The organism is Dactylosporangium sp. NPDC050588, from assembly GCF_040654975.1.
Lineage (GTDB): Bacteria > Actinomycetota > Actinomycetes > Mycobacteriales > Micromonosporaceae > Dactylosporangium > Dactylosporangium maewongense.
Genome location: NZ_JBFAJA010000031.1, coordinates 35520 through 60887 on the forward strand (window position 1 = coordinate 35520; position 25368 = coordinate 60887).

The following is a 25368-nucleotide window of genomic DNA, read 5'->3' on the forward strand; positions in this document are numbered from 1 at the left end:
AGGTTCGGCGGGGCGCCAGCTTTCGGCAACCTTTACGGCGCCGGCCGAGCCGCGGGGCGAGCCGCTGCGATCAGTGGACGCTATGGTGCCGGCTATGGGGATCGAGGCCTCCGACGTGAAATTCTGCGGACGTTCGGACCCCGACCTCGGATGGCTAACGTGGCGAACCTCCTGCTCATCGACGAGGACTCCGCATACCGGCGGGCCCTGGCCAGTGGGCTGGCCCAGTACGGACACGTCGTGTCGGACGTGTCGCTGCACGCGGCCGGCCGGGTGCTGGCCGACCTCACCTGCCACACCCACCAGCGGCCCGACGTGGTGCTCATCGATCCGTTCCTGCCGACGGTGGACGGATTGCTGCTGCTGCGGTTGATGTGCCTCGGATCCCGCCGGCCGGTCATGCTGCACACGGCGGACTGTCCCGAGGAGCAGGTGCTCCAGGCCCTGCGCGGTGGCGCGGACGGCTACCTGCCCAAGCCGGCTCAGCCGGCGGTGGTGGACGCGAAGGTCGGCGCGTTGCTGCGCCGGGTGCCGGCCGCGCCGCCGCCGGCGCCCTGTGTCGTCGGCGCCCTGCGGGTGGACGTCGCTGAGCGCCGGGTGTCACTGCACGGCGTGCCGGTCGCCGTCACCCGCAGCGAGTTCGACCTCCTGGCGTGCCTCGCCGAGCATCCCGGACGCGTGGTGTCCCGCACCGTCCTGCGAACCCGGCTCGGCCGCGGCGGGACGACGTCGATCAACGGCATCGACGTGCTGGTGCACCGGCTGCGCGCCAAGCTCGGTGAGCCGGCGGCGCCGGTGCGCTACCTGCATACGGTCCGCGGCAAGGGCGTGTCACTGCACGCCGCCGACCGCGGGGTCCAGCATCACCGGATGTGACAGGCCGCCCGGTGCCCGCCGGCACGAAGTGTGAGCGCCGGCTCCGACTCGGCGCACACCGGTGCGGCCACCGGGCAGCGCGCCCGGAACCGGCATCCCGACCGCTGCGCGCCCGACTCCGCGGCGACCGGGGACGCCGACGGGACCCGGATGCGTCGCGGGCTCCCCCCGCGCAACCTGGCGATGTCCGGGACCGCGGCCATGAGAGTCTGCGTGTACGGATGCCGCGGGTCGGCGTAGATCTGCTCGCGGGTGCCGATCTCCACGATCCGGCCCATGTACAGCACGGCGACCCGGTCGCAGAAGTGCCGCACCACGGCGAGATCGTGGGAGATGAACAGGAACGCCAGGCCGAGCTCGGCGCGCAGGTCCTCCAGCAGGTTCATCACCTGCGCCTGGATCGACACGTCGAGCGCCGACACCGGCTCGTCGGCGACGATGAGCCGCGGCCCGACCGCGAGCGCGCGGGCGATGCCGATGCGCTGCCGTTGCCCGCCGGAGAACTCGTGCGGGTAGCGGCCGGCGTGGGCCGGGTCGAGACCGACCTGACCGAGCAGTTCCCCGATCCGATGCGCGACCTGCGACCTGGGCACCGTGTCGTGGACCCGCAGCGCCGTGCCGAGGATGTCGCCGACCGTGTGGCGCGGGTTGAGCGAGGAGTACGGATCCTGGAAGACCAGCTGGACGTCGCGCCGGAACGGGCGCATGGCCCGCCCGGACAGCGTCGAGATGTCGCGCCCGGCGAGCCGGATCTCGCCGCGATCCGGGCGGAGCAGCCGGGTCACGAGCTTGCCGATGGTCGACTTGCCGCTGCCCGACTCGCCGACCAGGCCGAGCGTCTCGCCTGGACGCAGGTCGAACGCGACACCGTCCACCGCTGTGACCGTACGTCGGCCGCCGGGTCGCGCACTGAACTGTTTGACGAGGTCTCGGACCTCGAGCAACGGTACGTCGGGCACGGTGTCAACCTTTCGAGCGCTCAGATCAGGCGGGGCGCGATCTCGCCGGCGAAGACCGCGGCGGGAGCGGCGAGATGGCAGCGGGAACGATGGGCGCCGTCACCGGCGCGAACGGCGAGGTCGGGCAGCACCGTGCGGCAACGGTCGCCGGCGACCCGCGCGGGATATTCGCACCGCGCATGGAACGGGCAGCCGGGCAGCGCCTCCAGCGGGTCCGGCGGCGCGCCCGGGATCGGGTGCAGCCGGCCACCCGCCGGTCCGGACAGCGAGGGCAGGCTTTCCAGCAGGCCCCAGGTGTACGGATGGGTCGGGCTGCCCAGGACGCTGCGCACAGGTCCGTGCTCGACGCTGCGGCCCGCGTACATGACCAGGACGTCGTCACACACATCGGTGACGACACCGAGGTCGTGGGTGATGAGGATGACCGCCGAACCGAACTCGTCGCGCAGGCCCGCGATGAGCCCGAGGATCTGCGCCTGGACGGTGACGTCCAGCGCCGTGGTCGGTTCATCGGCGATGAGGAGCTTCGGATCGTTGACCAGTGCCATGGCGATCATGACGCGCTGGCACATGCCACCGGAGAACTCATGAGGAAAGTCGCCGGCGCGCCGGGCCGGGTTGGCGATCCCGACCCGGCCGAGCATGTCGACGGCGTGCGCGCGGGCGGCCCGCCGGGTCGTGCGGTGGTGCAGCCGATAGGCCTCCGCGATCTGGTAGCCGACCGTGAGGTACGGATGGAGGCTGGCTCGCGGATCTTGAAAGATCATCGCGGCGGTGTTGCCGCGGTGGTGGCGCAGCTGCTCTTCCGGCATGCCGATGAACTCGCGACCGCCGATCCTGACCGAGCCGGTGATGATGCTGCGCCGCCGGTCATGCAGCCCGAGCAGGGCCAGGCTGGAGGCGCTTTTGCCGGAGCCGGACTCGCCCACGATGGCCAGCGTGCGGCCGAGCTCCACGTCGTAACTGAGGCCTTGGACGGCGCGGACCATGCTGCCGGCGACCGGGAACCGCACGGTCAGGTCCCGCACTTGAACGAACGGATCGGTCATGCCAGCCGCACCCTCGGGTCGAGCACCGTGTACAGGAGGTCGACCAGGAGGTTCATGGCGACCAGCACCACGGCGCCGACCAGGACCCCGCCCATGAGCACCGGCAGGTCGAACTGATTGAAGGCGCGCAGCGTGAGCACGCCGAGCCCGGGCAGCCCGAAGATGCTCTCGGTGAAGATCGCACCGGTCAGCTGCAGCGCCAGATCCAGGCCGAAGATCGTGGCGACCGGCGTGAGCGCGGCTCGCAGGCCGTGCCGGTAGACGACCCGGCGCGGCGAGGCGCCCTTCGCCCGGGCGGTCCGCAGGTAGTCCTCGCTCAGGATGTCGACCATCGCGGCGCGGGAGTAGCGGGTGTACGCGGCGGCGTTGGCGAGCCCGAGCGTGAGCCACGCGGCGCTGAGCCCGCTGGCCCAGGCGAGCGGATCGTCCAGCAGCGCGTGGTAGGCCGAGCGCGGCAGTGCGGTCGCGTACAGGGCGACGATCAACGCGACCACGAAGTAGGGCACCGAGCTCACCGTCAGCGTGACTCCGACGGTGGCGCGATCGATGAATGTGCCGCGACGGCGCGCGGCATACGTCCCGGCGAGCACGCCGACGCTCAGGTACACGACGGCCGCACCGACGACGATCGACAGCGTCACGGGCACGGCCTGGGCGAGCAGGGTCGTCACGGGCTGCCCGAGCGTGTACGAGTAGCCCAGACACGGCGCCGAGCAGTGCACGACGGTACCGCCGATCATGAAGTCCCGGCCGGCGGCGATGCCCGCGACGTAGTCACGGAACTGCACCGCGACCGGTCTGTCAAGGCTGAGACTGTGCGTGATCTCGGCGACCCGCTGCGGCGTGCAGCGGTTTCCGCAGATCGCGGCGGCCGGGTCGGTTGGCGCGACGAAGAACAGGGCGAAGCTCACCACGAGGGTGGCCACGATGACACAGACGGCGCTGACGAGCCGCTTGAGGATGTACAACAGCACGGTGTCCTGCCTGGGTGGCTGCCAGGCCCGGCCCGACGAGTTGAACGCCTGACCGGGCCCGGGATCGGGTGGCGGTCAGCCCTTGAGGAACATGCTCTTGTAGTTCGGCATGCCCATGGTGGAGTCGACGAGCGCACCGCCGATGTTGGTGCCGATCACGACGGCGACCTTGTAGTAGTACCGCGGGAGCACGACGTAGCGGCTCATGATCTCCCGGTCCAGGTCCGCCCACTTGCCGACCGCTTCGTCCGGCGGGAGCGCGGCGATCGCGTTGATCCGGGCGTCGAGGTCCTTGTCGGTGAGCATGCCGATGCTCTGGCCGTCGGCGATGCTGTGCGTCTGGAACAGCACCGGGAACCAGCTGCTGCCGGAGGGCCAGTCGGAGCACCAGCCGGCCGGCGAGGCGCCGAGGTTCGTCGGGGCGTTGTAGTCGCCGACCTTACCGCGCAGTTCGGCGGTGGAGACGCCGATCGGCTTGGCGGTGAACCCGGCAGCGGTCAGCGCGTCGGACAGGATCTGCGTGGTCTGCTGGGTCAGCGGCTTGGTGTTGTCGTAGTACCAGCTCACCTCGAAGTTGAGCTTGCCGGCGTCGGTGAGCATCTTCTTCGCCGCGGCGGGGTCGCCGGCGCCCTTGCCGGACAGGCCCGGCAGCGGCTGGTAGGCACGGTAGCCGGGGACGCTCGGCGGCATGATGGTGCTGGATGCCTGCTGACCGTAGTCGTTGAACCCGGAGGCCTTCCACAGTTGGTCGTACGGGTAGGCGACGGCGATCGCCTTGCGGACCTCGAGCGGGATCTTGCGCGAGTCCAGCTGGGTCATCTGGTGGCAGGGGCTGGCTCCCCGCAGCAGCTGGCCGGCCTTGGGACCGGTCAGCTGCGGCACCAGCGAGGCATCGATGTTCTGGTAGTTCAGCGCGTTGGCGTCGGCGCCGTTGCTGTTGAGCACCTGCTGTTGGGTCTTGACGTCCTGCTCGCCGAACTTGAAGTCCCAGCCGTCGACGTACTGGTGCCGGGCCGGGTCGGTGTTCGCGTCCCAGTTCGGGTTGCGCTTGAGCTTGAGCTGCGCCCCGGGGGTGTAGCTGTCGAACTCGTACGGCCCGGTCGCCATCGGCTTGTTCTTGTAGTCCTGGCGGGTGTCCTTCGCCTTGGGAATCGGCGTGAACAGCGGGTAGCTCATGTAGAACGGCAGGTCCGGGAACGGCTGCGCGAGATGGATGACGAGCGTGCCCGGGTCGGGGGTCTCGACGCCGGCGTACGTGTCGCCGCTGGTGTACGGGCCCTTGTACGCACCGGGCTTCGCCGGGTCGCCGTCCTTGAAGTAGGTCATGTGGTAGGTCGGCCCATTGGGGTACACGTCGTGCGCGAAGGACCGCTTGATGGCGTATGCGAGGTCCTCGACCTTGACCTCGCTGCCGTCGGCGTACTTGATTCCGCGCTGGAACCGGAAGGTCCAGGTGAGCTTGTCGGCCGACACGGTGCCGAGATCGGTGAGATCGGAGACGAGCACCGCGTCGCCGTTCGGGCGGATGTCGAACTGGGTGGGGGTACGGAAGACCAGCTTGTCGATCTCGTTGGCGTCGACGTAGTACGTGTCGGTCGGGTCGAAGGTGTTGGGTGTCGGCTGGGAGTACACGGTGATCGTGCCGCCCTTGCGGGCCCCGGGGGCATCCTTCGCGGGTCCCTTGGCGTCGCGGTCCATGATGACCTTGTCGGTGGCGATGGTCGACCTGCCGTCGTCCGCGGAGGTCCGCTTCGACGACGGGCTGCCGCAACCGGTGGCCGCGGCGGCCATCACGGCGGCCACCACCACGACCGATCTGACGTGCTTCATGCAATGCCTCGATTTCTGCGGGATGTGTGCGGTCGGCGGTGCACCCGCGGGTTCTGCGGGATGTGTGCGATCAGCGCGCCTGCGGGTTCTGCGTACGGTCAGCGGTGCGCCTGCGGTCAGCGGTGCGCCTGCAGGTTCTGCCTGCGGTCAGCGGTGCGCCTGCGGGTTCTGCGTGCGGTCAGCGGTGCGCCTGCGGTCAGCGGTGCGCCTGCAGGTTCTGCCTGCGGTCAGCGGTGCGTCTTCGGGTCGAAGGCGTCCCGGACGGCGTCGCCGAGCAGGCTCAGGGTGAGCACGAGCGTGGTGATGCCGAGCACGGGCAGCCAGAGGTACAGCGGATCGGCGCGGTAGTAGTTCTGGGCCGCCGCGACGGTGACGCCCCACGACGGCGTGGGCTCGGTGAGCCCGACCCCGAGAAAGGTCAGACCGGCCTCCGCGACGATGTAGCCGGGCAGCGAGAGCGACGCCGACACCACGACCGGCGCCACGAGATTGGGCAGCAGCTCCCGCAACAGCACCGTGCGGGTCGGCAGGCCGAGGACCGCCGCGGCGGCGACGAAGTCGAGCTCGCGCAACGACAGCACCTGCCCGCGCACCAGCCGCGCAAGCCCGGCCCAGCCGAAGAACGACAACACGACGATCAGGGAGATGAAGCGAACCCTGGCGACCTGTTGTGGCGGCGCCTCCGCACCACCGGTCACGGACAGCAGCACCGCCGGGGTGGCGATGGCGAAGAGCAGGTACGGCAGGCTCAGCACAAGATCGATGAGCCAGGACACGATCCGATCCAGCCAGCCGCCGACGAAGCCGGCGAGCATGCCCGCGATCAGACCGACGACCGTGGCCACGAGCGTTGCCGCCCCGGCGACCAGCAGCGAGGGCCGGGCGCCGTAAACCCAACGGGCGAACAGGTCCCGGCCCAGACGGGGTTCGACGCCGAACCAGTGCTCGGCGCTCGGCCCGACGGTCGGGAAGCCGTAGTCATCGATGAGGTCCTGATGCAGCGCGGTGGGACTCTGGCCTTCCAACGCCGCCAGCACCGGCGCGAAGACGGCGACGGCCACGAACAGCACGACGATCCCGACGCATACCATCGCGACCCGGTCGCGACGGAGCCGGCCGAGTGCCATCCGGGTGGGTGACCGGCCCGCCGCCGCGGTGGTGGCGGTGCTGGGCCGGTCGGTTGATGGACCGGGGTGCGGTCCTTCGGCGGCCACGACGATCGGGTCCATTCGCGGCGCCCTTTACGGTCGGGGATGGAGGCGGGTTTGTGTGCCGGGGTGTCCGGTGTGGTGCGTGTCGGAGTCTCACAGCGGTTGCCGGTGTGGGGTCATCGTCGGCGGCATAATGTTTCGCTATGGGCATTGACGTGCGGCACCTGCGCGCGATCTGCGTCATCGCCGAGGCGGGTAGTGTGACCGCCGCGGCGGCGCAGCTGAATCTGTCCCAACCGGCGTTGACCGCGCAGTTGCACCGGATCGAGGAGTTGCTCGGTGGGGTGCTGTTCGTGCGGAGCCGTGCGGGCGTGGAGCCGACCGAGCTCGGCCGGCGGGTCCTGAGTCGGGCGCGGGTGGTGCTGAACGAGGTCGACGCGTTTGTCGACGACTTCCGTGAGCCGCACCGGGCGCCGGGGTTCGTCCGGTTCGGCACGGTGCATCTGGCGTGTGCCGCGAGCCTGGTCGACCGGGTCAAGGAGGCGTTTCCGGACACCGAGGTCGCGTTGCGGATCGAGCCGTCGTCGCGGCTGCTCGTGGACGCCGTCACGCATGGGCAGCTCGACGCCGCCCTGATCGGGATCATGGAGGGGTTCGACATTCCGCTCGGTGGGATGCTGGCCAACCGGACCCTGATCCCCCGGTATCCGATTTTCATCGCGTTGTCCGCGTCCCACCGTCTCGCCGGGCAGGACAGCGTCGATCTGGCCGATCTGCGTGACGAGCGGTGGGTCGGGCCGCCCGGTCCGGACGACGGCTCGCTCACGTCGCTGCGGCGGGCGTGCCGCGCGGCCGGGTTCGAGCCCGACATCCGCTACGACGCTCCCAGCGGCGCCGGCCAGCCCTTGGTCCGCTCCGGCAACGGCGTCCGGCTGGTCGACCCCACCTGGCCCCAGCCGCCCGGCACCGCCGTCCTACCCCTGCGCGGCGAGCCGCAGATCGCCCGTCTCCTCGTCATCTGGCGCCGCGACGCGTTCAGCCACACCGAATGCGAACAGCTCTACCGCGCGGTCACCCACGCATTCCTCGATCACGTGCCGAACAATCCGGCCTTCGAGCGCTGGTGGAAGGCCAACCCCCAGACACACCCGATCCTGCAGCAGTAGGACGCACCCGTCCGCGCCCACGGAGGCTGCCGGACATCGCGGCGAGGCTTGCCCTGCTCTGGGCTGGCCTCGTCGTGCCTGTCCTGGTCAGCTCGGCCGCCTGGGCGACCTCGGTGACGGTCCCGGCGACCCGGCGCCCCACGTCGACGGTCTGATCGTGCGCGGGTGCCGCACGTCGACACCCATAGCCAAACATTATGCCGCCGGTGATGACCTCACACCCGCGACCACGGTGAGACTCCGATGCGCGTCGGAACGCCCCGCATGCGACCCATGCACGGCGATCCGCCTCCACCCCGACCGCACGTTGCGCCGATGCTGTACCTGGAAGGACATCAGTTGGGCGAACGGAGATGGCTCCGGGTCGCGGCAGCCACGGTCCTGGCACTTGTCCCCGTGATCACGTCGGCATGCGACGCAAGCGTCGGCGACGGCACCCCCGGCGCTGCCCGCCGGCCGGTCGACGGGTTGAGGATTCTGGTGCCGAACAGCCCGGGCAGCGGCTACGACACCACGGCACGGACGGCGGCGAAAGTCATGCAGGACGCCGGTCTGGCACGGGACGTCACGGTCTTCAACGTCGCCGGCGCCGGTGGCACGACAGGGCTGCGGCGCGTCGTCGACGACGGGAGCGACGAGCACCTGCTCATGCAGATGGGGCTCGGCGTCGTCGGCGCCGTCCACACCAACAGGTCGCAGGTGACCCTGATGGACACCCTGCCTGTTGCGCGACTCATCGAAGAGATGGAAGCGGTGGTGGTGCCGAAGGATTCGCCGTACGACACCCTGCAGGATCTCGTGACGGCCTGGAAGGCGAACCCCGCAGGGGTTCCCGTCGGCGGCGCGTCGGCGCCCGGCGGGCCGGATCACTTGATGCCCATGCTGCTGGCACAGGCGGTCGGCGTGGCGCCGACGAGCGTCAAGTTCGTCAGCTTCGGCGGCGGCGCTGAACTCCTGGCCGCGGTGCTCGGCAACGAGGTGGCCTTCGCGGCCACCGGCATCGGCGAGGTCGCCGAGCAGGCCAAGGTCGGTGAGGTGAAGATCCTCGCGGTGACCGGGGCCCGGCGGACCGGCGGCCTTGACGCACCGACGCTCAAGGAGTTGGGCGTGGACCTGGTCTTCGCGAACTGGCGAGGACTCGTTGCCACGTCTGGTCTGACCGCCGCGCAGCGGCAACGGCTGGTCGACCTCGTGACGGACATGCACAACTCGCCGGAGTGGAAGGTCGCGCTGGCCACGAAGGGCTGGACCGATGCCTTCATCGCCGGCGACGAGTTCGCCGCGTTCGTGGCGAGTGAGAACGACCGTGTCGTCAAGGTGCTACGAGAACTGGGACTCGGATGAGCGCTGAGGGAGTGCCTTCATGATCAGCAGCATGCGGGCGGCGCGTCGACGGCAGACCATCGCGCCCGGAAGCGTGGCGGCGGCCAGGGCAAACCTTGTCCGGCAGGCGCGACGTCGTCGCGTCGTGAATCGATCGGCACAACTCGCCGCCTTGACCATGGCGATCGCCGCCTGGCAGCTGGCCGGGATGTACTGGCTCGACTCCTACCTCTACAGCACACCTGCTGCGGTTTGGCAGCGCCTGGTGGAGTGGTTCACCGTCGGCACGCCGATCGGCTCCGTCTGGAAGCAGATCTTGACGTCCCTGTCGGAGTCCGCCGTCGGCTTCGGCGTGGGTGCGATCGCCGGGGTTTCGTGCGGCGTCCTGGTCGGCGCCAGTCGCACGCTCTCGGACTTCTTCGGCCCGTTGATCAGGGCCGCCAACATCGTTCCCAGCATCGTCCTGGTCACCCTGCTGTTCATCTGGTTCGAGCTCGGCACATCCTCGAAGGTGGCGACCGTCATCGCCATGGTCTTCTTCGCGACGTTCTTCGCCACGTTCAGTGGCATCCGCGACGTCGACGCGCGAATGCTCCAGGAGGCCGAGCTGTTCGGGGTGGGCGCCGTCGCCCGGATCACCACGGTGATCGTGCCGCTCGTCGCCACGCGCATCGTCGCCGGGCTGCGCTCGGCCGCCGAACTCGCCTGGATCGGGGCGGTCATGGCGGAGTTCATCGGCGGCCGGCAGGGGCTGGGACTGCTGGTTCGCTACGGGGAGGCGACGTTCGACGCGACCGGCGTCCTCGCCGGGATGATCGTGATCACCGTGATCGCGGTCGCCGGCAAGGTTCTCCTGAGCAGCATCGAGCGGTGGCGCCGCGGGGCACACTGAGCGCCCGGTGCGCGGTCACCCTTCCGTCAAGCTCCGGTCGGGGTTTTGCAGGAGTCTCGTGGCCCGCTCCGCGAAGAGGTGGGCCTCGCACTCGGCCGACCGGGTCCGGGCTGATTCGGTCGCGGCCCGGACCGCGGTCGCCGGCTCGCCGCGAGCCTGCAGCAGACGTGCCCGCATCAGCAGAATCAGCCCCTCGGCGTACCGCTGGCCGTGGTCCCGGACGGCCTGATCGGCCCGCTTCAGAGCGACGGCGGCATCCTCGTGCCTCCCGGCGGCCAGCCACATCTCGGCGATCAGCCCGTAGTGGTAGGCGATGCCCCACTGTGGGGGGGTTGAGCAGGCCGGCGACGAGAAGCTGTTCGGCCTCGGCCGCGGCGGCGGCCGGGTCGTCGCCGGTGAGGGCGCGCGCCCAGCACCGGTACTGGCGGATGTACTCGTCGGTCAGGGTGCGGAGGCGGTCGAGACCGGCTTCGGACCACCGCTCGCACGCCCGTTTCGCCATGGCCGGTCACCGGCCATGGAGGCGATCATGGCGGTGTAGTAGGCCCAGACGGTCAAGGCGTACGGGTCGCCTGGCCGGTACCAGGTGTCGACGAAGGACAGGGCCGTCGCGACGTCTCCGTGCAGGGCGGTCATCACGGCCCGCCAGCCGGGTCCCTCACCCGGGATGCTGCCGTCGCGCCGGAGCGGGGTGTCGTGGTCCGGCGCGACGGCGGCATTCCCGGTGTCCGGACGGGCGCTGTCGGCGGCCGTGAGGGACCGGTAGGCGGCGCCGATGTGGCCGGCGTCCCACTGGTGCAGGCCCCAGGCGTTGCGGCCGTACGCCCGTACGGCCGGATCGGTGGACGCCTGACCGTGCTGGTGCATCCGGCGTGCCAACGCCCCGCGGCCCCGCTCCATGGATGTGAAGGCACCCATCATCCGGATGAAGAGGAAGTCGGCGGCCTCCGCGTCCCGGCCCAGGGTGCGGGCCAGGTGCTCGGCGCGGTCGAGCAGGTCGAAGGTGGACCTGTCGTATCCGGAGTGCCTTCTGACCACGACGGTCAGCAGCGTGAGGGCGGACAGTTCCAGATCCATCAGTCCCACCGTCCGCGCGAGCTGCGCGGACAGCCGCAACTGCCGGTCGGCCGCGAGGTAGGCCAGCTTCGTCGCGGCGCGGCGGCCGGCCCGTGCGAGCGCTTCCGCGGTGCGGGCCGGGTCGGCGAGGGGGTGGCGGCCCAGAGGTGGTACCCGAGCCGCTCGGCGACGGCCTCGTCGCCGGCGTGGATGTGATCGAGCGCGTCCGCGACGCGCAGATGCAGCCGGACGGCCCGCTGCTGGGTCGTGGTCTCGGCGATCGACTCGCGGACCAGGTCGTGCGCGAACCGCACCGACGTCGGGTCGTCCGGGCTGGTCTCGAGGAGGCCGAGGGCGTGCAGCGGCTCGAGGCGTTCGAGGCAGTCGGCGGGCTCGACGCCGGCGGCGCGGGAGAGCAGCCGTCGGCGCGATCACCCCCAGTGGTCCCGCACTGGCCAGGATGGCGACGACCGCCGTGCCCCGGACCGGTTCCCCGCTCGTCGTGGAGCTCGGTCCGGGCACCGGCGCCTTCACCGCGGCCATCCAGCGGCGCCTCGCCGGCCGCGGCCGGCACATCGCGGTCGAGGTCACCGCGCGGTTCGCGCGGCAGCTGGCCGCCACCCACCCGGCGGTCGACGTCGTGCACGCGGACGCGACCGGCATCGCCGGTTTCCTCGCGCAGCGGGGCCTGGGCCGCAGCGACGTCGTGGTCAGCGGTCTGCCGTGGGCGGCGTTCACCGAAGCCCGGCAGCGCGACCTGCTGTCCGCTGTGGTCGAGGCGTTGTCGCCGCAGGGCGCGTTCACCACGTTCGCCTACGTGCACGCACGCCACACCCGAGCGGCCCGCAACCTGCTGCGCTCGCTCGAATCGCTGTTCGACGAGGTCGTCACCAGCCAGACGGTGTGGACGAACCTTCCGCCGGCGCTGGTCTACCACTGCCGCCGGCCCACCTGAACCGGGGCGGTCGGTCATGAAGGGCACCGCGACCGCAACACGCCGGCACCGGGCGTCACGCCGCACCGCTCAGCAGATCCGGCGGTGCGGCGGGCGGGGTCGGTGGGTGTCGTAGCGTTACCGTGGTGTGGGAGGCGGCCGGTTGCTGGGGTTGAAGAGCTGGTCGGCCGCTGTACCCGTCATGGGGTGTGCGAGGTAGCCGCCGCGGGCGGTGTCGCAACCAACGTCGTTGAGGGCTTCGAGCTGGTCGCGGTGGTCGACGTCGATGGCGGTGACGGTGCGGTCGAGGTCGTGGAACATGGCGATGAGCCAGGCCAGCGTCGTCGTGCTCGACAGGTACGTCGGCAGGTAGGCGTCGATGCCGTCGAGGAGACGCGGGTCGAGGATGACGGTGCTGACCGGGGACTCGGCGAGGTGGGCGGGGCCGCCGGTGTTGTTGACGGCGATGTGGATGCCGGTGCGGGCCAGTCCGTCGAGCGTGAAGGCGATGTCGTCGCTGAGGTCGTGCAGCGCCTCCTGGGCGATGGCGAGCTGGAGCCGGCCGGGTGGCAGGCCGCTGGCGTCCAGGGCCGCGGTGACGGTGGTGAGGATGGTGGGGTCACGGAGCTGGCTGATGGTGCAGTCGACGCTGAGCATCGGCGGCTCCGGGGTGCTCTGCCAGGTCGCGGCCCGGGCGCAGGCGTCGCGCAGCAGCCGGGCGGCGAGCGGGATCAGGACTCCGACGCGTTCGGCGAGGTCGAGGAACTCGCTCGCGGGCACCGGCCCGAACTCCGGATGGGTCCAGCGTGGTAAGGCGTGCATGCCGACGATGGTGTTGTCGCGCAGCCGGATGATCGGCTGGTAGGCGAGGGTGAGCTCGCCCCGTCCCACGGCGCCGGGCAGTGCGTGGGTGAGCTGGTGGCGCCGGACGTCGAGCGCTTCCCGGGCCGGCTCGAACAGCGTCCATGACGTCGCCGGGTTGTCGCGCCTCGCCCAGGTCAACGCCATCGCCGCGGCGCGCAGCAGGTCGCCGGGGCTGCTCTGGGCGGCGGGGCGCTCCACGATGCCGGCCATGGCGGTGACGGACAGGTCGTGTCCGTCGATCCGGCACGGGTGCCGCAGCAGCGGCAGGGCGGCGTCCGCGGCCTTGATGGCGTCGTCCGGTCCAGTGGTGTCCTCGACGGCCAGGGCGAAGGTGTCGGCGCCGAGGTGGGCGAGGTAGTAGTCGCGTCCGGTGGCCAGGCCGCGCAGCCGGTGCGCGGTGAGCTGCAGCAGCTGGTCCGCCGTGGTGGTGCCGAACGTGTCGTTGATGGCGCCGAACCGCTGGATGTTGAGCAGGCACACACCGATGCGCGCGGTCGGCTTCCCGGCGATGACGACCTCGAGGTAGGCGGTGAACGCCGCCCGGTTCGGCAGACCGGTCAGCGGGTCGTGCAGCAACGCGTGCCGGACCTGCTGCTGCAGGTGCTGCTGGTGGGTGCGCCATGCCACGCGTTCGTCGCGGCCGACGTCCTCCGCCGCGCGGCGGACCACGTCCTGCAGCGTGGTGGCGAATCCGAGCGCCAACTGGTCGATCAGCACGGTGAGCCGGTCCGCCGCGTCCTGTCCGGTGATCCGGAGGTCGGTCAGGAGCCGCAGCCGCAGGAAGCGCACGCTCGCCGCCATGATCTGCGGGTCGGACATGCCGCTGTCGACGAGGTCGCGGCCGACCCGGAAGCCGGCCTGCGGGTCGGCCGCCGGGCCGGTCACCGCGGTGAGCATCTGACGGGTCAAGGTCTGGAGCACGTGGAGGCGGCGGGCCCGCCCACCGGGCACGAAGTTCGTCCTGGGCAGGCTCCGCTCCCAGACGGTCGCGAACTGCGTGACCTCGTCGGCGGGTTCCCGCAGCGGGTCGGCTTGAGGGCGTGGTTGAGTGCCGGTCACAGCTCGCGACTTCCCCCGCCCGACCGCGGGCGTAACCTCGGTCGAGGGTCGCCGGCATCGCCCGTCGCCGACGATGGGCAACGCCTCGTGCAGGGCGTGGTCTTCGCGGGTACCGCCCTCGGCTGCCGCATGCACCTGCCCTTGCCATTCGTGGCGGACGGGAGTCCTCTGGAAGCACAGTGTGAACCGCAGCCGAGGTCGTGTACCACCCCGTCCACCCGAACGGGTGAACGACCTCAGGACCTAACCGGTGCTGAGCTTGCGGGCCACACCGCCGAACGCCGACCGCTGTGCGGGATCGTCCGCGTCCTCCGGGTCCGGGCGCCAGTCGCTGATCGGGACCAGGCCGGGGTCCACCACCTGCCACCCGGCGAGCAGGCCGACCACGTCGGCGGGGGCACGCACGTGCAGTGACGTCGGCGTGCGCTGGTAGAGCCGTCGCACGTTCTCCTGCCCGGCGGTGTCCTCGGCCGGTACCGAATGCGAGACGGCGACGTAGCTGCCCGCCACGGTGGCGTCGGCGAACTCCCGCAGGATCCGCGCGGGGTCGTCCGAGTCGCCGATGAAGTGCAGCACCGCGACCATCAGCACGCCGATCGGCCTGGAGAAGTCGAGCAGGTCGGTCACCGCGGGGTGCCCGAGGATGTCCTGCGGCCGCCGTACATCGCCCTGGACGGCGGTGGCGTACCGGTTGCCGGCCAGGATCCGCTGGCTGTGCGCGACAGCGACCGGGTCGATGTCGACATACACGACCCTCGCGTCCGCGGCCGCGTACTGCGCCACCTCGTGAACGTTGCCCAGCGTCGGGATGCCCGAGCCGATGTCCAGGAACTGCCGGATCCCGTTGTCGGCCAGCCACCGCACCGCCCGGCCCAGAAACGCGCGGTTGTCGTGCGCCAGCTGGATGACGCCCGGCCAGGCGCGCTCGGCGTCCTCGGCGAACCGCCGGTCGACCTCGAAGTTGTGGAACCCGCCGAGCGCATAGTCGTAGACCCGCGCCGCGTTCGGCGTGGTGATGTCGACACCATCAGGCACCCACTCCGGCAACACCGCCAACCCCTCTCCAGCCACGTCCATCCATCAGCGTGACATACAGGTCACCTTCAGTGGTGCATCCCGGCCGCGGCGACTCGAGGAGCCGGCATCAAACTTTCCAAACTGGAAAGTACTCGCCGGCCTGGTGGTTCGTCGGCGTGCCGGTGGCCGCGGCGGTCGCCTTCGTGCTCGTCACCGCCGGCCTCGTCGTCTACGAGCGCAAGTACGCCGTCGCCGCGGGCAGAGTCCGGGACCGGCTGGCGTGATCGGCGACCTCGACCCGATCATCCACGTCCCCAAGCGGCTCGCGGCGATGGCGATCCTGGCCAACGCACCGTCGGTGTCGTTCCGGTTCCTCAAGGAACAGCTGCAACTCACCGACTCCGACCTGTCCAAGCAGATGTCGGCACTGGAAGCCGCCGAGTATGTCAAGTCCGCCAAGGACGGCCACGGCCGCGGCGCGAGCACGACGTTCTCGATGACCCGCACGGGCCGCAACGCCTACACGGCACACTGCGCGGCCCTCCGGGCGCTCATCGATCCCGGTCTGGCTTGATCTCGACCCCTGGGGCGCTCCCCACGTGGTGCGGGACGACCAGCAGTTCGTCACGTGGCGCCGGCCGGGCGCTGATGAGCAGCAGGCAGCCCGCGGCGCTGATCAGCCCGCACAGCAGCAGCGCCGCCCGGTAGCCGAGAGCCTGCGCGGCCGCACCTGCGACGACGCCGGAGACCAGCGAAGCGGTGATGAACGCGTTGCCGAACAGCGCGGTCGCGCGGCCGGTGGCCTCGGGCATCAGGTCCTGCATGTACGTGATGCCCAGCGCGTTGACCGCGGCGATGGCCAGGCCGCGGACCACCTGGGCGGCGATCAGCAGCGGCAGGCTGGAGCCGGCCGGGACGAGCACGAAGTACACGACGAACAGCAGCATGCCCAGCAGGATCACCCGCTGCCGGCGGACCCGGGCCGGGAGCAGGATCAGACCCAGCGCCGCCGGTATCTCCGCCAGCGCGCCCGTGCTGGCCAGCAGCCCCACGTCCTGGTCGGTCCGGCCCAGGGTGCGCGTGAGGTACAGCGGCAGCGCGACCGAGCCGGCGCACATCGCGGTGTTGAACAGCATGAAACTGGCCGCCACCAGCAGCACCGGCCGCCGCAACCGGGATGGCGTCCGCGACTGCTGCGCGGCCCGGGGTGTGACCGGTGTCGGACCCAACAGCAGCAGCGGTGCCGCGATCAGGGCGAACGCCAGGGATGTCAGCAGCAGCAGGCCGCCGTATCCACGCCACGCCAGGGCCGCCGCCCCGAGGATCGGACCGACGGCCCAGGCCAACGAGAACACCGACCGCAGCGCCAATGTTCCGCGTCCCGACGCGTCACCGGACACCCGGTCCAGGTGGGTACGCGCCAGCGCGAACACCTGCGAGAAGCCCGCCAGGCCGGCGCCGAGCAGGCCCGCCCCGATGACCAGCAGCAGGGCGTAGCTGGTGGTCGTGCTCAGCGCGAGGTAGCCGACGGCCGGCGCCAGCACGGCGACCAACGCCGGCCACCGGCCGGCACCGCGGTCGAACCGGCGACCGAGCCAGGACGTCACGAACAGTCCGCTGACGGCGATGACGGAGAGGAACACACCGACCTGCAGCGGGGACAGGAGCGCCCGGTCCGCACCGAACAGCACCAGATACGGCCCGATCATGGAGTCGGCGATGCCCAGCAGCAGGACGCAGACCAGCAGGTGCGGCAGCTTCGTCCCGACCACACGCCCCGCGTCGAAGCCCATCTGCATCCACATCCCTGGATCGCGACGGCAGCACCACCCACCGCGGCTGCATCGATGATGCCCCATGCCGTATCGGGCTCACTACCGTCACCGTCACCCCTGATGCACGCTCCGCAGTCCAGGCGTGTCCTCGCGACGAAACTTACGCGCTGACGCTCGGGGATCCGCCGGCGACACGGACGGTCACGTGCACGCCGTCCACCGTGGACAGTGACAGTTCGCTGGTGCCGGTGATGCGGGCCTCCTGGCCGCAGAACAGGGGCCGCATGTTTCGGTGGGTCACCTCGGTCACCGGGGCGGCGTCGCGCAGGCGGACGGTTTCCAGCAGGGCCAGGGTCATCAGCGGTCCGTGCACGACGAGGCCCGGGTAGCCTTCCACGCCCATGGCGTAGGCCAGGTCGTAGTGGATGCGGTGGCCGTTGGCGGTCGCGGCGCTGAACCGCATGAGCCGGACCGGGTCCGTGCGCAGCACCCACTCCCCCGGGCCGGCCTGTGACAGCAGCGCGTCGACCGAGGACGCCTCCGGCAGTACGGGTGCCGCTGAGGTCGGGGGTGAGGCCGGGCGGTACACGATGTCCTGGGTCTCGACCACGGCCAGCACCCCGTCCGCGCGGGTGAGGCGGGTCTGCACCGTGGACAGGACGAAGTCGCCCTGGCGGCCGGACTTCGGGGTGGTGGAGAGGACCTCGACGGTGCGGTCGACCGTCGAGCCGACGGTGAGGTCGGCGAGCAGGCGCGCAGGCCGGCAACGGGCTCCCCGGCGACCAGGATGCGCGGAGCGATCCGGTCCCGGACGTCCTGCGGATCGATCATGAGGCACCTGCATCGGGGAACAGCTCGGACCAGCGGGCGCGGACCTGGTCGCGGACGCCGGCCGGCACGTCGACGAGGACCGAGCGCTCCGGGTCGGCGCCCAGCGGGCGGGTCGCGTCGATGCCGAGCTTGGAGATGGTCCGGCCGACGGACATCGGGTCGACCGGGTTGGACTCATGCCGGGCACCACCAGCAGGTCCTCGTGGGCGCGCATGCGGGTGGCGACCGCCCATTCGACCTGCCGGGGGTCGGCCGGGTCGATGTCGTCGTCGACGACGGTGACGTGCTTGATGAGGTCCTGGGTGCTGAACGCGGCCAGCATCGCCAGGCGGGCCTCACCCGGGTTGCGCTGCTCGATCGCGATGACCGCGTGGAAGCGGCAGCTGCCGGCCTCGGTGAGCACCACGCGGCGGGTGCTCGGCACGACCGCGCGGACCGCCCGCAGCAGCGTCGCTTCCCGCGCGACGGCGCCGGTGACGAGGTGCTCGGGGTGGTTGCCGCCGACGATCATCGTCAGCCACGGGTCACGCCGGTGGGTGACCGCGGTGACCCGCAGCACCAGGTTGTCGCGCATCGGCGCGTACAGGCCGGGGAACTCGCCGAACGGGCCCTCCGGGGCACGGTCGCCCGGGTGCAGCAGCGCCTCGATCACGATCTCGGCCTCGGCCGGGACGAGGACGTCGACGGTGCGGCCGCGGACCATCCGCAGCGGCTCGCCGAACAGCGCCCCTGCGGCGTGCGCCTCGTCGAACGGCACCAGCAGCTGCGAGGCGGCGACGACGGCCGGGTGACAGCCGAGCGCGACCGCCACCGGCATCGGCTCGCCGCGCGCCCACCACTCCTGCAGGAACTGCCAGGAGTGGGTGGGGGCGAAGTTGACGCCGAGCCGGTCCGGGCCCTGCACCTGGAGCCGGGCGATGGCGAGGTTCTGCCGGCAGCCGCCGGGCGGGGCGCACAGCAGCACGCCGGCGGAGAGGCACCGGCCGCCGTCGCGCTCGCTGATCGCCGGGATCGGCAGCAGCCCGGTCAGGTCGATGCCGTCGGTGACGACCACCTCCTGGCAGGGCGCGTCGTCGACGACCGCCGGCGGGACCGGCGTGTCGAGGGCGGCGGCGAGCACCTCGCCGAGCCGCTCGTGGTCCACGCCGAGCACGCAGGCGAGCTTGTCGCGGGTGTTGAGCAGGTTGCCGACCAGCGGGACCCGGTAGCCGGGCACGTCGTCGAAGCGGACGGCCGGGCCGTGCGCCAGCTCCCACAGCACGGCCGCGGCCTCGTACTCCCAGCTGACCGGCTCGGCGACGACGACGGCCTTGCCGTGCCGCCGCAGCGTCTCGAACGCGCCCCGCAGGTCCTGCCCCAAGGTCACCCCCGCACCGGGTCGAGCGCGTCGCCGGCCGGCGGGAGCGCGGTGTCGCGCAACCCGCTCAGGTCGTAGCTGTCCAGCATCGTGTCGACGAGCCGGCGGCCCGCGCCGAAGTCGTAGGCGTCGTACATGCGCATCTTCACCACGAACGGAGCTCCCGCGTAGAACATCTCGTACTGGTGATGGCGGCTGGCGAACTCCGAGCCGACCATGTCCCACACCAGCTTGAGCAGTTTGACGCGCTCAGTGGCGGGACATCCCGGGGATTGCACGAACCGGTTCACGTCGGCGGCGATCGCCGGGTTGGCGAAGTCGTTGGCCGAGGACGGCAGCTGGATCAGCCCGCCGCCGCACAGGTCGCGGATCATCACCAGCAGCTTGGCGTACAGGTCGGGCTGCAGCGCCATGTTGGCGAAGCACTCGGCGCGGCCGGGCCACGCCACGCCGTGCTCGTCGACGGTCGCGTGCTGCTCCTGGGCGAGGATCAGCCCGGTGACGGTGGCGACCTGCGCGGCCATCTCACCCAGCGCGCCCTTGACCGGCGGCAGTTGACCGAGCCGTTCATCTCCGCGACCCGGTGCGCGAGACCGATCAGGAACTCCAGCTTGGTCCAGAACCGGATCTGGGCCTGGTTGTTGCCCAGCAGGTGCCCGGCGGTGGCGAACCACTGACGCTTGACGACGTCGAGGTTGCGGTAGGCGAACACGTGCTCCCACGGCACGAACACGTCGTCGTAGACGAGCAGCGAGTCGGTCTCGTCGAAGCGGGCGCTGACCGGGTAGTCGAACAGGCTGGAGGAGGCCGCGGCGTACGAGCGGCGGGCGTAGATCTTCACGCCGGGCGCGCCGACCGGGACCATCGCGGCGAGCGCGTATGCCTCGTCGCCGGGCTGCAGCGGCGCGATGTTGCTCAGGTAGACGTAGTCGGAGACGGCGGTGCCGGTGCCGAGCATCTGCGCGCCGCGCACCACGATGCCGCCGTCGCGCTCGGCCACCACGCCCGCGTAGAGGTGCGGGTCGGCCTGCTGATGCGCGGGCTTCGAGCGGTCGATCTGCGGCGGGAGGATGGTGTACGTCATGTACAGGTCCTCGTCGCGGGCCTTGGCGTGGAACGCCTCGACATTGCGGGCGAAGTGCTCGCCGCCGGCGGCGAAGACGTGCGAGTGACCGGCGAACCCCGCCAGGAACCCGGCGACGTGCTCCGGGCCGCGGCCCATCAGCCCGAAGGTCTGCTCCGCCATCGCCTTGAGCGCGATCCGGCGGCGGGTCAGGTCCGCCGCCGAGCGCGGGATGAGGTGGGCGAGGCTGACCGGCTCGCCGGTGGCCGGCGAGGCGAACGTGAGCTGGTCGCGGTCGGCCTTGTCGTCGACGGTGTCGTAGAGCGCGGCGACGGAGCGCACGGCGCCCTTGAACGCCGGGTGCCGGGTGATGTCACCGACGAGCTCGCCGTCGATGAAGACCTGGCGGCCGTCGCGCAGCCCCTCGAGGTACTGGTCGCCGCTACGGGTCATCGGACGCTCCCGTTGGTGGTGAGCGGTGCGGTGAATGGCATGCGCGTCGTCTCCTGTAGCGGGTGCAGTGCTTGGTATCCGCGCTGGTAGTGCACCAGCGGGCCAGGATCGGGAGCCGGACCCAGCCCGACGCCGCGCACCCGTCCCACGATGACGTGGTGGGTGCCGGCCGGGAAGTGCCGGTAGGTTTCGCAGTCCACGAAGGCCAGCGAGCCGGCCACCGCCGGCGCCGTCCACTGTGGAGCGTCGATGAGCCACTCCGGCGGGAGCACCTTCGACCCCCCGGGGCGGGAGCAGTGCTCCGCGATCGGCTCGGCCCACCGGCCTGGACCGCGGCTACTACCTCGAGCCGACCGTCTTCGACCAGGTCGACAACAGCATGCGGATCGCCCGGGACGAGATCTTCGGCCCGGTCGTCGCGGTCATCCCGTACAGCAGCGAGGCCGAGGCGATCGCCATCGCCAACGACTCCGACTACGGCCTCGCCGGCTGCGTCTTCAGCCAGGATGTCGAGCACGCCCTGCGGGTCGCCCGGCAGATCGAGACCGGTTCCATCGGCGTCAACATGTACGGCACCTCGCACGCCGCCCCGTTCGGCGGGGTGAAGGCCAGCGGCATGGGCCGCGAGCTCGGCCCGGAGGGACTGACCGCCTACCTCGCCTACAAGGCGATCCACGGCGCCCCCTCCTCGCCCCCGGCCGCCCTCGCATGATCGAACGGCTCCCAGTCGAACGGCTGAGGCTGGCCAGAGCATCGGCGGCTACCGTGATCGCATGCGGCAGCGGGTGGCGTACGTCGCGACCGGTGCCTGCCTCCTCGCCGCCGTGCTCGTCAGCGCCACGCTGACCGGCTGGAACGGCCTGTTCGACCTGCGGGTGTACCGCGGCGCCGTCAGCTTCTGGCTGGCCGGCGGGGATCTGTATGCGTACCTGCTGCCCGGCAGCCCGTACGGGTTCACCTACCCGCCGGCCGCCGCGATCCTCATGGCGCCGCTCGCCGTCGCGCCCTGGCCGGTCGCCGTCGGCGCGAGCTTCGTGGTGAGCGCCGCCGCGCTGACCGGGGTGCTGTCCTGGCTGGTCGGCCCCCTCACCGCCCGCACCGGCTGGCCGCCCGGCGCGGTGCTGCTCTGCGCGACCGCCGGCGCCGCGATGCTCGACCCCGTCCGGGCGGTGTTCTCGTTCGGCCAGGTGAACCTGGTGCTGCTCGGGCTCGTGGCCGCCGATCTCGGGCTGCTCGTCGCGCGGCGGCACCGCCTCGCCGGGATCGGCATCGGGCTGGCGGCCGCGGTGAAGCTCGTCCCGCTGGTGTTCGTCCTGTACCTGCTGGCGACCAGGCGATACCGGGCGGCCGCCACTGCCGCGGCCACGTTCGGTGCGGCCGGCGCCCTGACCGCCGCCGTCGCGCCGGACGCCTCCCGGCGCTACTGGCTCGGCGCCCTCTTCGAGCTCCGCCGCGTCGGCGAACCCGGCTTCGTGTTCAACCAGTCGCTGTACGGCGCACTGGTACGGCTACTGCCGGATGCGGCCGCCGTGCCGGCGTGGGTGGTGCTGTCGGCGGTCCTCGCCGCCGCCTGGTGCTGGGCGGTGCGCCGCACCGGCGACGTGCGGCTCGGGCTCGCGCTCACCGGGGCGCTCGGCTGCCTGTGCAGCCCGATCAGCTGGGGCCACCACCTGGTGTGGCTCATCCCCGCGCTGGTGGTGCTGGCCGAGGCGGGCGCGGTCGCCGTCGCGGGCGGGGCCTGGACGGTGCTGTGCAGCCGGCTCATCTGGACCACCGAGGGCGACCGGGCGATCGTGGCCGCGGTCGTCGGCAACGTCTACGTCCTGGCGAGCCTGGCACTGTTCGCAGCACTGCTGCGCACGGCAACCGAGACCGGCGACGCCCCGCACCCGCCGGCAGCCTCGGCTGCCGGCAGCACCCCGAACCCAGCGGCGTTCAAGTCCGGCGACGGCGCCCCAGACCCAGCAACGGCCAAGGCCAGCGGCGGCACCCCGGGTCCAACGGCGGCCTTGACGGCTGCGGCGCCCCAAGCCCAACGACATCCTTGACCAACAGCGACACCCCGAGTCCGACGACGGCGGCGCCCCGAGCCCGACCGCGGCCTTGAACGACGCCGGCACCCCGGCCCAGCGGCGCCCCATGACGGCAGCGCCCCGAGCCCGACGGCGCCCATGACGGCGGCGCCGCGAGCCCAACCGCGGCCTTGACCAACGGCGGCACCCCGGCCCGACGGCGGCCTTGACCGATGGCGGCACTCCCGCGCCCAGTGGCGACCAGCGCCCCGGGCCCCGGCGGCGGCCGCCGTGCGATCAGCGACCGACGGCGCCGCCCAGTTTGCCGCCGCTGACCTGCTCGATCGCGGCGGTCACCCGTCGTGCTGGCATCCCGGCGGCGTCCAGGTCCGCGAACACGAACGCGGTCCCGCTGAACAGGATGCGGCGGTGCGCGGAGGCCGGGCTGTGCAGCTCGCTGCGGTCGGCCGGCACGATCACGACCGAACGGTGCCGGTTGGCTCCGACCCGTTGCACGGTGACGGAGTGCACGTCCGCCCAGCGGTACGCATCCGTCTCGATCGCCATGCGCGCACCCGCGGCCGACGGCGGCGCCTGGCGGAGCTGTCCGAGCCACCGGTGGCGCCCGGCTTCGATCCGGCGGAGCTTGAGCACGCCGTGGGCCAGCCCGGCGAGCCCGGCCAGGAACGGCAGGATGAGCAGCCAGCCCTGGTCGCCGTCCTCGAACCAGTACTCGACGAAGCAGATGGACCCGATGGCCAGCGCGAGCGACGGCACGATCCAGCCGAACGCCTTGAGCCGCAGGTCCGGGCCGGGGTCCTGCTCGAGCAGCCGCAGGCCGGTGCCGTCGACGTGCAGCTGGCGGCGCCGCAGCAGCCCGCCCACCGCAGATGCCGCCGCCACGAGCATCAGGCACCCGGGCAGGCACAGGAACAGCAGTGCGCTGGCCGCCTCCTCCTCACCGTAGAACGAGGTGGTGTAGGAGTAGGAGCTGTAGTAGGTGCGCGCCTCGTCGGCGGCGAGCGTGATGCCCAGGAGATAGGCGGCGATACCGATCACGGTCAGCACCACGGCTTGCACCATGGTCCCGGCAGGCATCGTGATGAACTCGGCCGGGCGGCTGCTGCCCTGCGGCGGCACCGACGGCACCGACGGCACACCTGGGTAGCCCGTGCCGAGTCCCGGCTGCGGCGGGTAGGGTCCGGCCGGCCACTCCGCCGATGTCTGGAGCGCTCCGCTCACCGGCGAGTCCATCCCGACCGGCGCCGACACCGGCGCATTCGGCCCGCTGACCGGCGCGACCGCCGGCGACCCGGGCGGCGTGAACGGCGCGCTGACCGGCATGGCGAACGACCCGCTGACCGGCGCGGCGAACGGCCCGCTGACCGGCACCGAGACCGCGGGCGACACCGGCCCGGCAGCCGGTGAGGCGGGCGCGACCGGCGCTCCGTGCGGGAACCCCTGCGCGCCCGGTGCGGCAGCGGGCGAAGCGGGCGCCGCCGGCGCGGCAGCCGGGGTGACGGGCGCGGCGGGCTGGGCGAACGGTGGGGAGACCGGCCCGGCGGACGTGGCGAACGCCGGTGCCGGCAGGTGCGCCACCGACCGCAGCGCCCCCTCGGCCACCACCAGCTCCGGCTGGTCGAGCACCGTCGGTGCGATCCCCGTCGCCTGATGCAGCATGGTGGCGATCAGCGGCATCCGTGTCCCGCCGCCGACCAGGAACACCGCGCCGACCTGCTCCGGCGCGACCCGCGCCTCCCGCATGCACTGCGTGGTGATCCGGATGGTGTCGGCGAGCCGGGGCCGGGCCAGCTCCTCGAACTGCTCGCGGGTGACGAGGACGTCCTGGTCGACCAGCGGCACGAGCAGCGCCGCCGACGACTGGGTGGACAGCGCCTCCTTGACCTCCGACGCGTCCTGCCACAGCGTCCGGAACGCCCGGCTCTCCGCGGTCGTGCTCGGGTTGCGCAGCCGCTGCCACTCGTCCGGGGCGGTGCGGCCGGCGATGTCCCCGACGATCGACAGCACGATCTCGTCCAGGTCGAGGCCGCCGAAGTCGTCGAGGCCCCGGAACGACAGCGGCTCGAACGTCTCCGGACCGCGGCGCACCACCGACACGTCGAACGTGCCCGCGCCGAGGTCGTAGACCACCAGGCAGCCACCCTGGGGCAGCTCACGGCCGAGCACGGTCGCGAAGTAGGTCGCCGCGGCCGTCGGCTCCGGCAGCAGCGTCACCTCGGGCAGACCGGCGTGCCGGGCGGCGTCGAGCAGCACGGACTGGCGGGCGGGGCCCCACTCGACCGGGCAGGTGATGACGACCTTCGCCGGCGGCTCCGACAGGGCCCGCACGGCCTCCTGCCACACCCGGCCGAGAGTCGCGCCGACGAGCGTCACGATCGGCACCGACTGCTCGCCGAGCAGCAGCTCCAGATCGTCGACGCGCCGCTTCGGGTTCGGCTCATAGGCCTGCGGGACCAGCCGCGCCTTGCGCTGCGCCGCCCGGCCCGTCAGCAGCCGGCCGTCGTCGTCGACGCAGACGGCGGAGGGCAGCAGCGGGGAGCTGTCGAACAGCAACGGCCGCACCCGGCCGTCCGGCCAGGACAACATGGCCACGGTGTTGGAGGTGCCGTAGTCGATGGCCAGCCATGACTGTGCTTGCGGGTACGCCACGGGGCAGAGCTTAAGGGAGCCCTACGACGATTTCGGGACGGAAGATCACGACGTCCG

General features: G+C 71.7%; 21 protein-coding genes and 1 pseudogene. 8 read left to right on the plus strand and 14 right to left on the minus strand.

What is annotated here, in order from left to right:
• Window positions 1–159 precede the first annotated feature (159 nt).
• Window positions 160–876, plus strand: coding sequence for a response regulator transcription factor (locus AB0I21_RS22530; protein ID WP_360563835.1), 717 nt, complete (start codon window positions 160–162; stop codon window positions 874–876).
• Here AB0I21_RS22530 and AB0I21_RS22535 read toward each other — a convergent pair.
• The 5 genes from AB0I21_RS22535 to AB0I21_RS22555 all read right to left on the minus strand — a co-directional run bounded on the left by AB0I21_RS22535 (window position 864) and on the right by AB0I21_RS22555 (window position 6917).
• Window positions 864–1820 (minus strand): oligopeptide/dipeptide ABC transporter ATP-binding protein, encoded by a 957-nt coding sequence (locus AB0I21_RS22535; RefSeq protein ID WP_360563946.1) that lies wholly within the window; start codon window positions 1818–1820, stop codon window positions 864–866. The two genes, AB0I21_RS22530 and AB0I21_RS22535, sit on opposite strands and share 13 nt — an antisense overlap.
• Window positions 1821–1855: 35 nt before the next feature.
• Window positions 1856–2884 carry an ABC transporter ATP-binding protein gene (locus AB0I21_RS22540; RefSeq protein WP_360563837.1) on the minus strand — a complete coding sequence of 343 codons (1029 nt, stop codon included), beginning with the start codon at window positions 2882–2884 and terminating at the stop codon, window positions 1856–1858.
• Window positions 2881–3858: an ABC transporter permease gene (locus tag AB0I21_RS22545; protein WP_360563839.1), complete on the minus strand. Its 978-nt coding sequence runs from the start codon at window positions 3856–3858 to the stop codon at window positions 2881–2883. The genes AB0I21_RS22540 and AB0I21_RS22545 overlap by 4 nt, the downstream gene beginning before the upstream one ends.
• A 75-nt stretch (window positions 3859–3933) precedes the next feature.
• Complete coding sequence (locus AB0I21_RS22550; protein WP_360563840.1) at window positions 3934–5688, minus strand: ABC transporter substrate-binding protein; 1755 nt, start codon at window positions 5686–5688, stop codon at window positions 3934–3936.
• Between the two features lie 227 nt (window positions 5689–5915).
• Window positions 5916–6917, minus strand: coding sequence for an ABC transporter permease (locus tag AB0I21_RS22555; protein WP_360563842.1), 1002 nt, complete (start codon window positions 6915–6917; stop codon window positions 5916–5918).
• 125 nt (window positions 6918–7042) lie between these two features.
• Between AB0I21_RS22555 and AB0I21_RS22560 the strand changes: the two genes are divergently transcribed.
• From AB0I21_RS22560 to AB0I21_RS22570, 3 genes are all read left to right on the plus strand, one after another.
• Window positions 7043–8005, plus strand: coding sequence for a LysR family transcriptional regulator (locus AB0I21_RS22560; RefSeq protein WP_344500445.1), 963 nt, complete (start codon window positions 7043–7045; stop codon window positions 8003–8005).
• Window positions 8006–8248: 243 nt separating this feature from the next.
• Window positions 8249–9349 carry a tripartite tricarboxylate transporter substrate binding protein gene (locus AB0I21_RS22565; RefSeq protein ID WP_360563844.1) on the plus strand — a complete coding sequence of 367 codons (1101 nt, stop codon included), beginning with the start codon at window positions 8249–8251 and terminating at the stop codon, window positions 9347–9349.
• A 124-nt stretch (window positions 9350–9473) separates the two neighbouring features.
• Window positions 9474–10220: an ABC transporter permease subunit gene (locus AB0I21_RS22570; protein ID WP_360563846.1), complete on the plus strand. Its 747-nt coding sequence runs from the start codon at window positions 9474–9476 to the stop codon at window positions 10218–10220.
• Between the two features lie 441 nt (window positions 10221–10661).
• Here the strand turns inward: AB0I21_RS22570 and AB0I21_RS22575 are convergent, their stop codons facing one another.
• Together AB0I21_RS22575 and AB0I21_RS22580 are read right to left on the minus strand one after the other, a co-directional pair.
• Complete coding sequence (locus tag AB0I21_RS22575; RefSeq protein ID WP_360563848.1) at window positions 10662–11297, minus strand: hypothetical protein; 636 nt, start codon at window positions 11295–11297, stop codon at window positions 10662–10664.
• A complete protein-coding gene (locus AB0I21_RS22580; protein ID WP_360563849.1) occupies window positions 11297–11590 on the minus strand; it encodes a hypothetical protein in 294 nt (97 codons plus the stop codon). Before AB0I21_RS22580 ends, AB0I21_RS22575 begins: the two co-directional genes overlap by 1 nt.
• Before the next feature lie 146 nt (window positions 11591–11736).
• Here AB0I21_RS22580 and AB0I21_RS22585 point away from each other — a divergent pair, with 146 nt between their 5' ends.
• Window positions 11737–12231, plus strand: a complete 495-nt coding sequence (locus AB0I21_RS22585) for a methyltransferase domain-containing protein (protein ID WP_360563851.1) — start codon at window positions 11737–11739, stop codon at window positions 12229–12231.
• A gap of 117 nt (window positions 12232–12348) precedes the next feature.
• Here AB0I21_RS22585 and AB0I21_RS22590 read toward each other — a convergent pair whose 3' ends face one another.
• Both AB0I21_RS22590 and AB0I21_RS22595 read right to left on the minus strand, forming a co-directional pair.
• Window positions 12349–14133: an EAL domain-containing protein gene (locus AB0I21_RS22590; protein WP_360563853.1), complete on the minus strand. Its 1785-nt coding sequence runs from the start codon at window positions 14131–14133 to the stop codon at window positions 12349–12351.
• A 243-nt stretch (window positions 14134–14376) separates the two neighbouring features.
• Window positions 14377–15210, minus strand: coding sequence for an SAM-dependent methyltransferase (locus AB0I21_RS22595; RefSeq protein ID WP_360563855.1), 834 nt, complete (start codon window positions 15208–15210; stop codon window positions 14377–14379).
• 220 nt (window positions 15211–15430) lie between these two features.
• Between AB0I21_RS22595 and AB0I21_RS22600 the strand changes: the two genes are divergently transcribed.
• Window positions 15431–15724: a transcriptional regulator gene (locus AB0I21_RS22600; RefSeq protein WP_360563857.1), complete on the plus strand. Its 294-nt coding sequence runs from the start codon at window positions 15431–15433 to the stop codon at window positions 15722–15724.
• Here the strand turns inward: AB0I21_RS22600 and AB0I21_RS22605 are convergent.
• The 4 genes and pseudogenes from AB0I21_RS22605 to AB0I21_RS22620 form a co-directional block, all read right to left on the minus strand.
• Window positions 15702–16955: a sugar efflux transporter gene (locus AB0I21_RS22605; protein ID WP_360563859.1), complete on the minus strand. Its 1254-nt coding sequence runs from the start codon at window positions 16953–16955 to the stop codon at window positions 15702–15704. The two genes, AB0I21_RS22600 and AB0I21_RS22605, sit on opposite strands and share 23 nt — an antisense overlap.
• A 130-nt stretch (window positions 16956–17085) precedes the next feature.
• Window positions 17086–19122, minus strand: a complete 2037-nt coding sequence (locus AB0I21_RS22610; RefSeq protein ID WP_360563861.1) for a UbiD family decarboxylase — start codon at window positions 19120–19122, stop codon at window positions 17086–17088.
• Window positions 19119–20629, minus strand: a pseudogene (locus tag AB0I21_RS22615) (4-hydroxyphenylacetate 3-hydroxylase N-terminal domain-containing protein). The gene AB0I21_RS22610 and the pseudogene AB0I21_RS22615 overlap by 4 nt, the downstream one beginning before the upstream one ends.
• Entirely contained in the window at window positions 20626–20937 is a 312-nt protein-coding gene (locus tag AB0I21_RS22620; protein WP_360563948.1) for a flavin reductase, read from the minus strand. Before AB0I21_RS22620 ends, AB0I21_RS22615 begins: the two are co-directional and overlap by 4 nt.
• 17 nt (window positions 20938–20954) lie before the next feature.
• Between AB0I21_RS22620 and AB0I21_RS22625 the strand changes: the two genes are divergently transcribed.
• Both AB0I21_RS22625 and AB0I21_RS22630 read left to right on the plus strand, forming a co-directional pair.
• Complete coding sequence (locus tag AB0I21_RS22625; RefSeq protein ID WP_360563950.1) at window positions 20955–21341, plus strand: aldehyde dehydrogenase family protein; 387 nt, start codon at window positions 20955–20957, stop codon at window positions 21339–21341.
• Between the two features lie 61 nt (window positions 21342–21402).
• Entirely contained in the window at window positions 21403–22677 is a 1275-nt protein-coding gene (locus AB0I21_RS22630; protein WP_360563863.1) for a glycosyltransferase 87 family protein, read from the plus strand.
• A 261-nt stretch (window positions 22678–22938) separates the two neighbouring features.
• Here AB0I21_RS22630 and AB0I21_RS22635 read toward each other — a convergent pair whose 3' ends face one another.
• Window positions 22939–25311 (minus strand): Hsp70 family protein, encoded by a 2373-nt coding sequence (locus AB0I21_RS22635; RefSeq protein ID WP_360563865.1) that lies wholly within the window; start codon window positions 25309–25311, stop codon window positions 22939–22941.
• Between the last annotated feature and the right edge of the window lie 57 nt (window positions 25312–25368).

Bases quoted from the DNA above. Each gene is read 5' to 3' on its own strand.
- AB0I21_RS22540 (WP_360563837.1), bottom strand. From the start codon at position 2,884: ATGACCGATCCGTTCGTTCAAGTGCGGGACCTGACCGTGCGGTTCCCG.
- AB0I21_RS22550 (WP_360563840.1), bottom strand. From the start codon at position 5,688: ATGAAGCACGTCAGATCGGTCGTGGTGGTGGCCGCCGTGATGGCCGCC.
- AB0I21_RS22555 (WP_360563842.1), bottom strand. From the start codon at position 6,917: ATGGACCCGATCGTCGTGGCCGCCGAAGGACCGCACCCCGGTCCATCA.
- AB0I21_RS22560 (WP_344500445.1), top strand. From the start codon at position 7,043: ATGGGCATTGACGTGCGGCACCTGCGCGCGATCTGCGTCATCGCCGAG.
- AB0I21_RS22565 (WP_360563844.1), top strand. From the start codon at position 8,249: ATGCGCGTCGGAACGCCCCGCATGCGACCCATGCACGGCGATCCGCCT.
- AB0I21_RS22575 (WP_360563848.1), bottom strand. From the start codon at position 11,297: ATGGATCTGGAACTGTCCGCCCTCACGCTGCTGACCGTCGTGGTCAGA.
- AB0I21_RS22585 (WP_360563851.1), top strand. From the start codon at position 11,737: ATGGCGACGACCGCCGTGCCCCGGACCGGTTCCCCGCTCGTCGTGGAG.
- AB0I21_RS22595 (WP_360563855.1), bottom strand. From the start codon at position 15,210: ATGGACGTGGCTGGAGAGGGGTTGGCGGTGTTGCCGGAGTGGGTGCCT.
- AB0I21_RS22605 (WP_360563859.1), bottom strand. From the start codon at position 16,955: ATGTGGATGCAGATGGGCTTCGACGCGGGGCGTGTGGTCGGGACGAAG.
- AB0I21_RS22630 (WP_360563863.1), top strand. From the start codon at position 21,403: ATGCGGCAGCGGGTGGCGTACGTCGCGACCGGTGCCTGCCTCCTCGCC.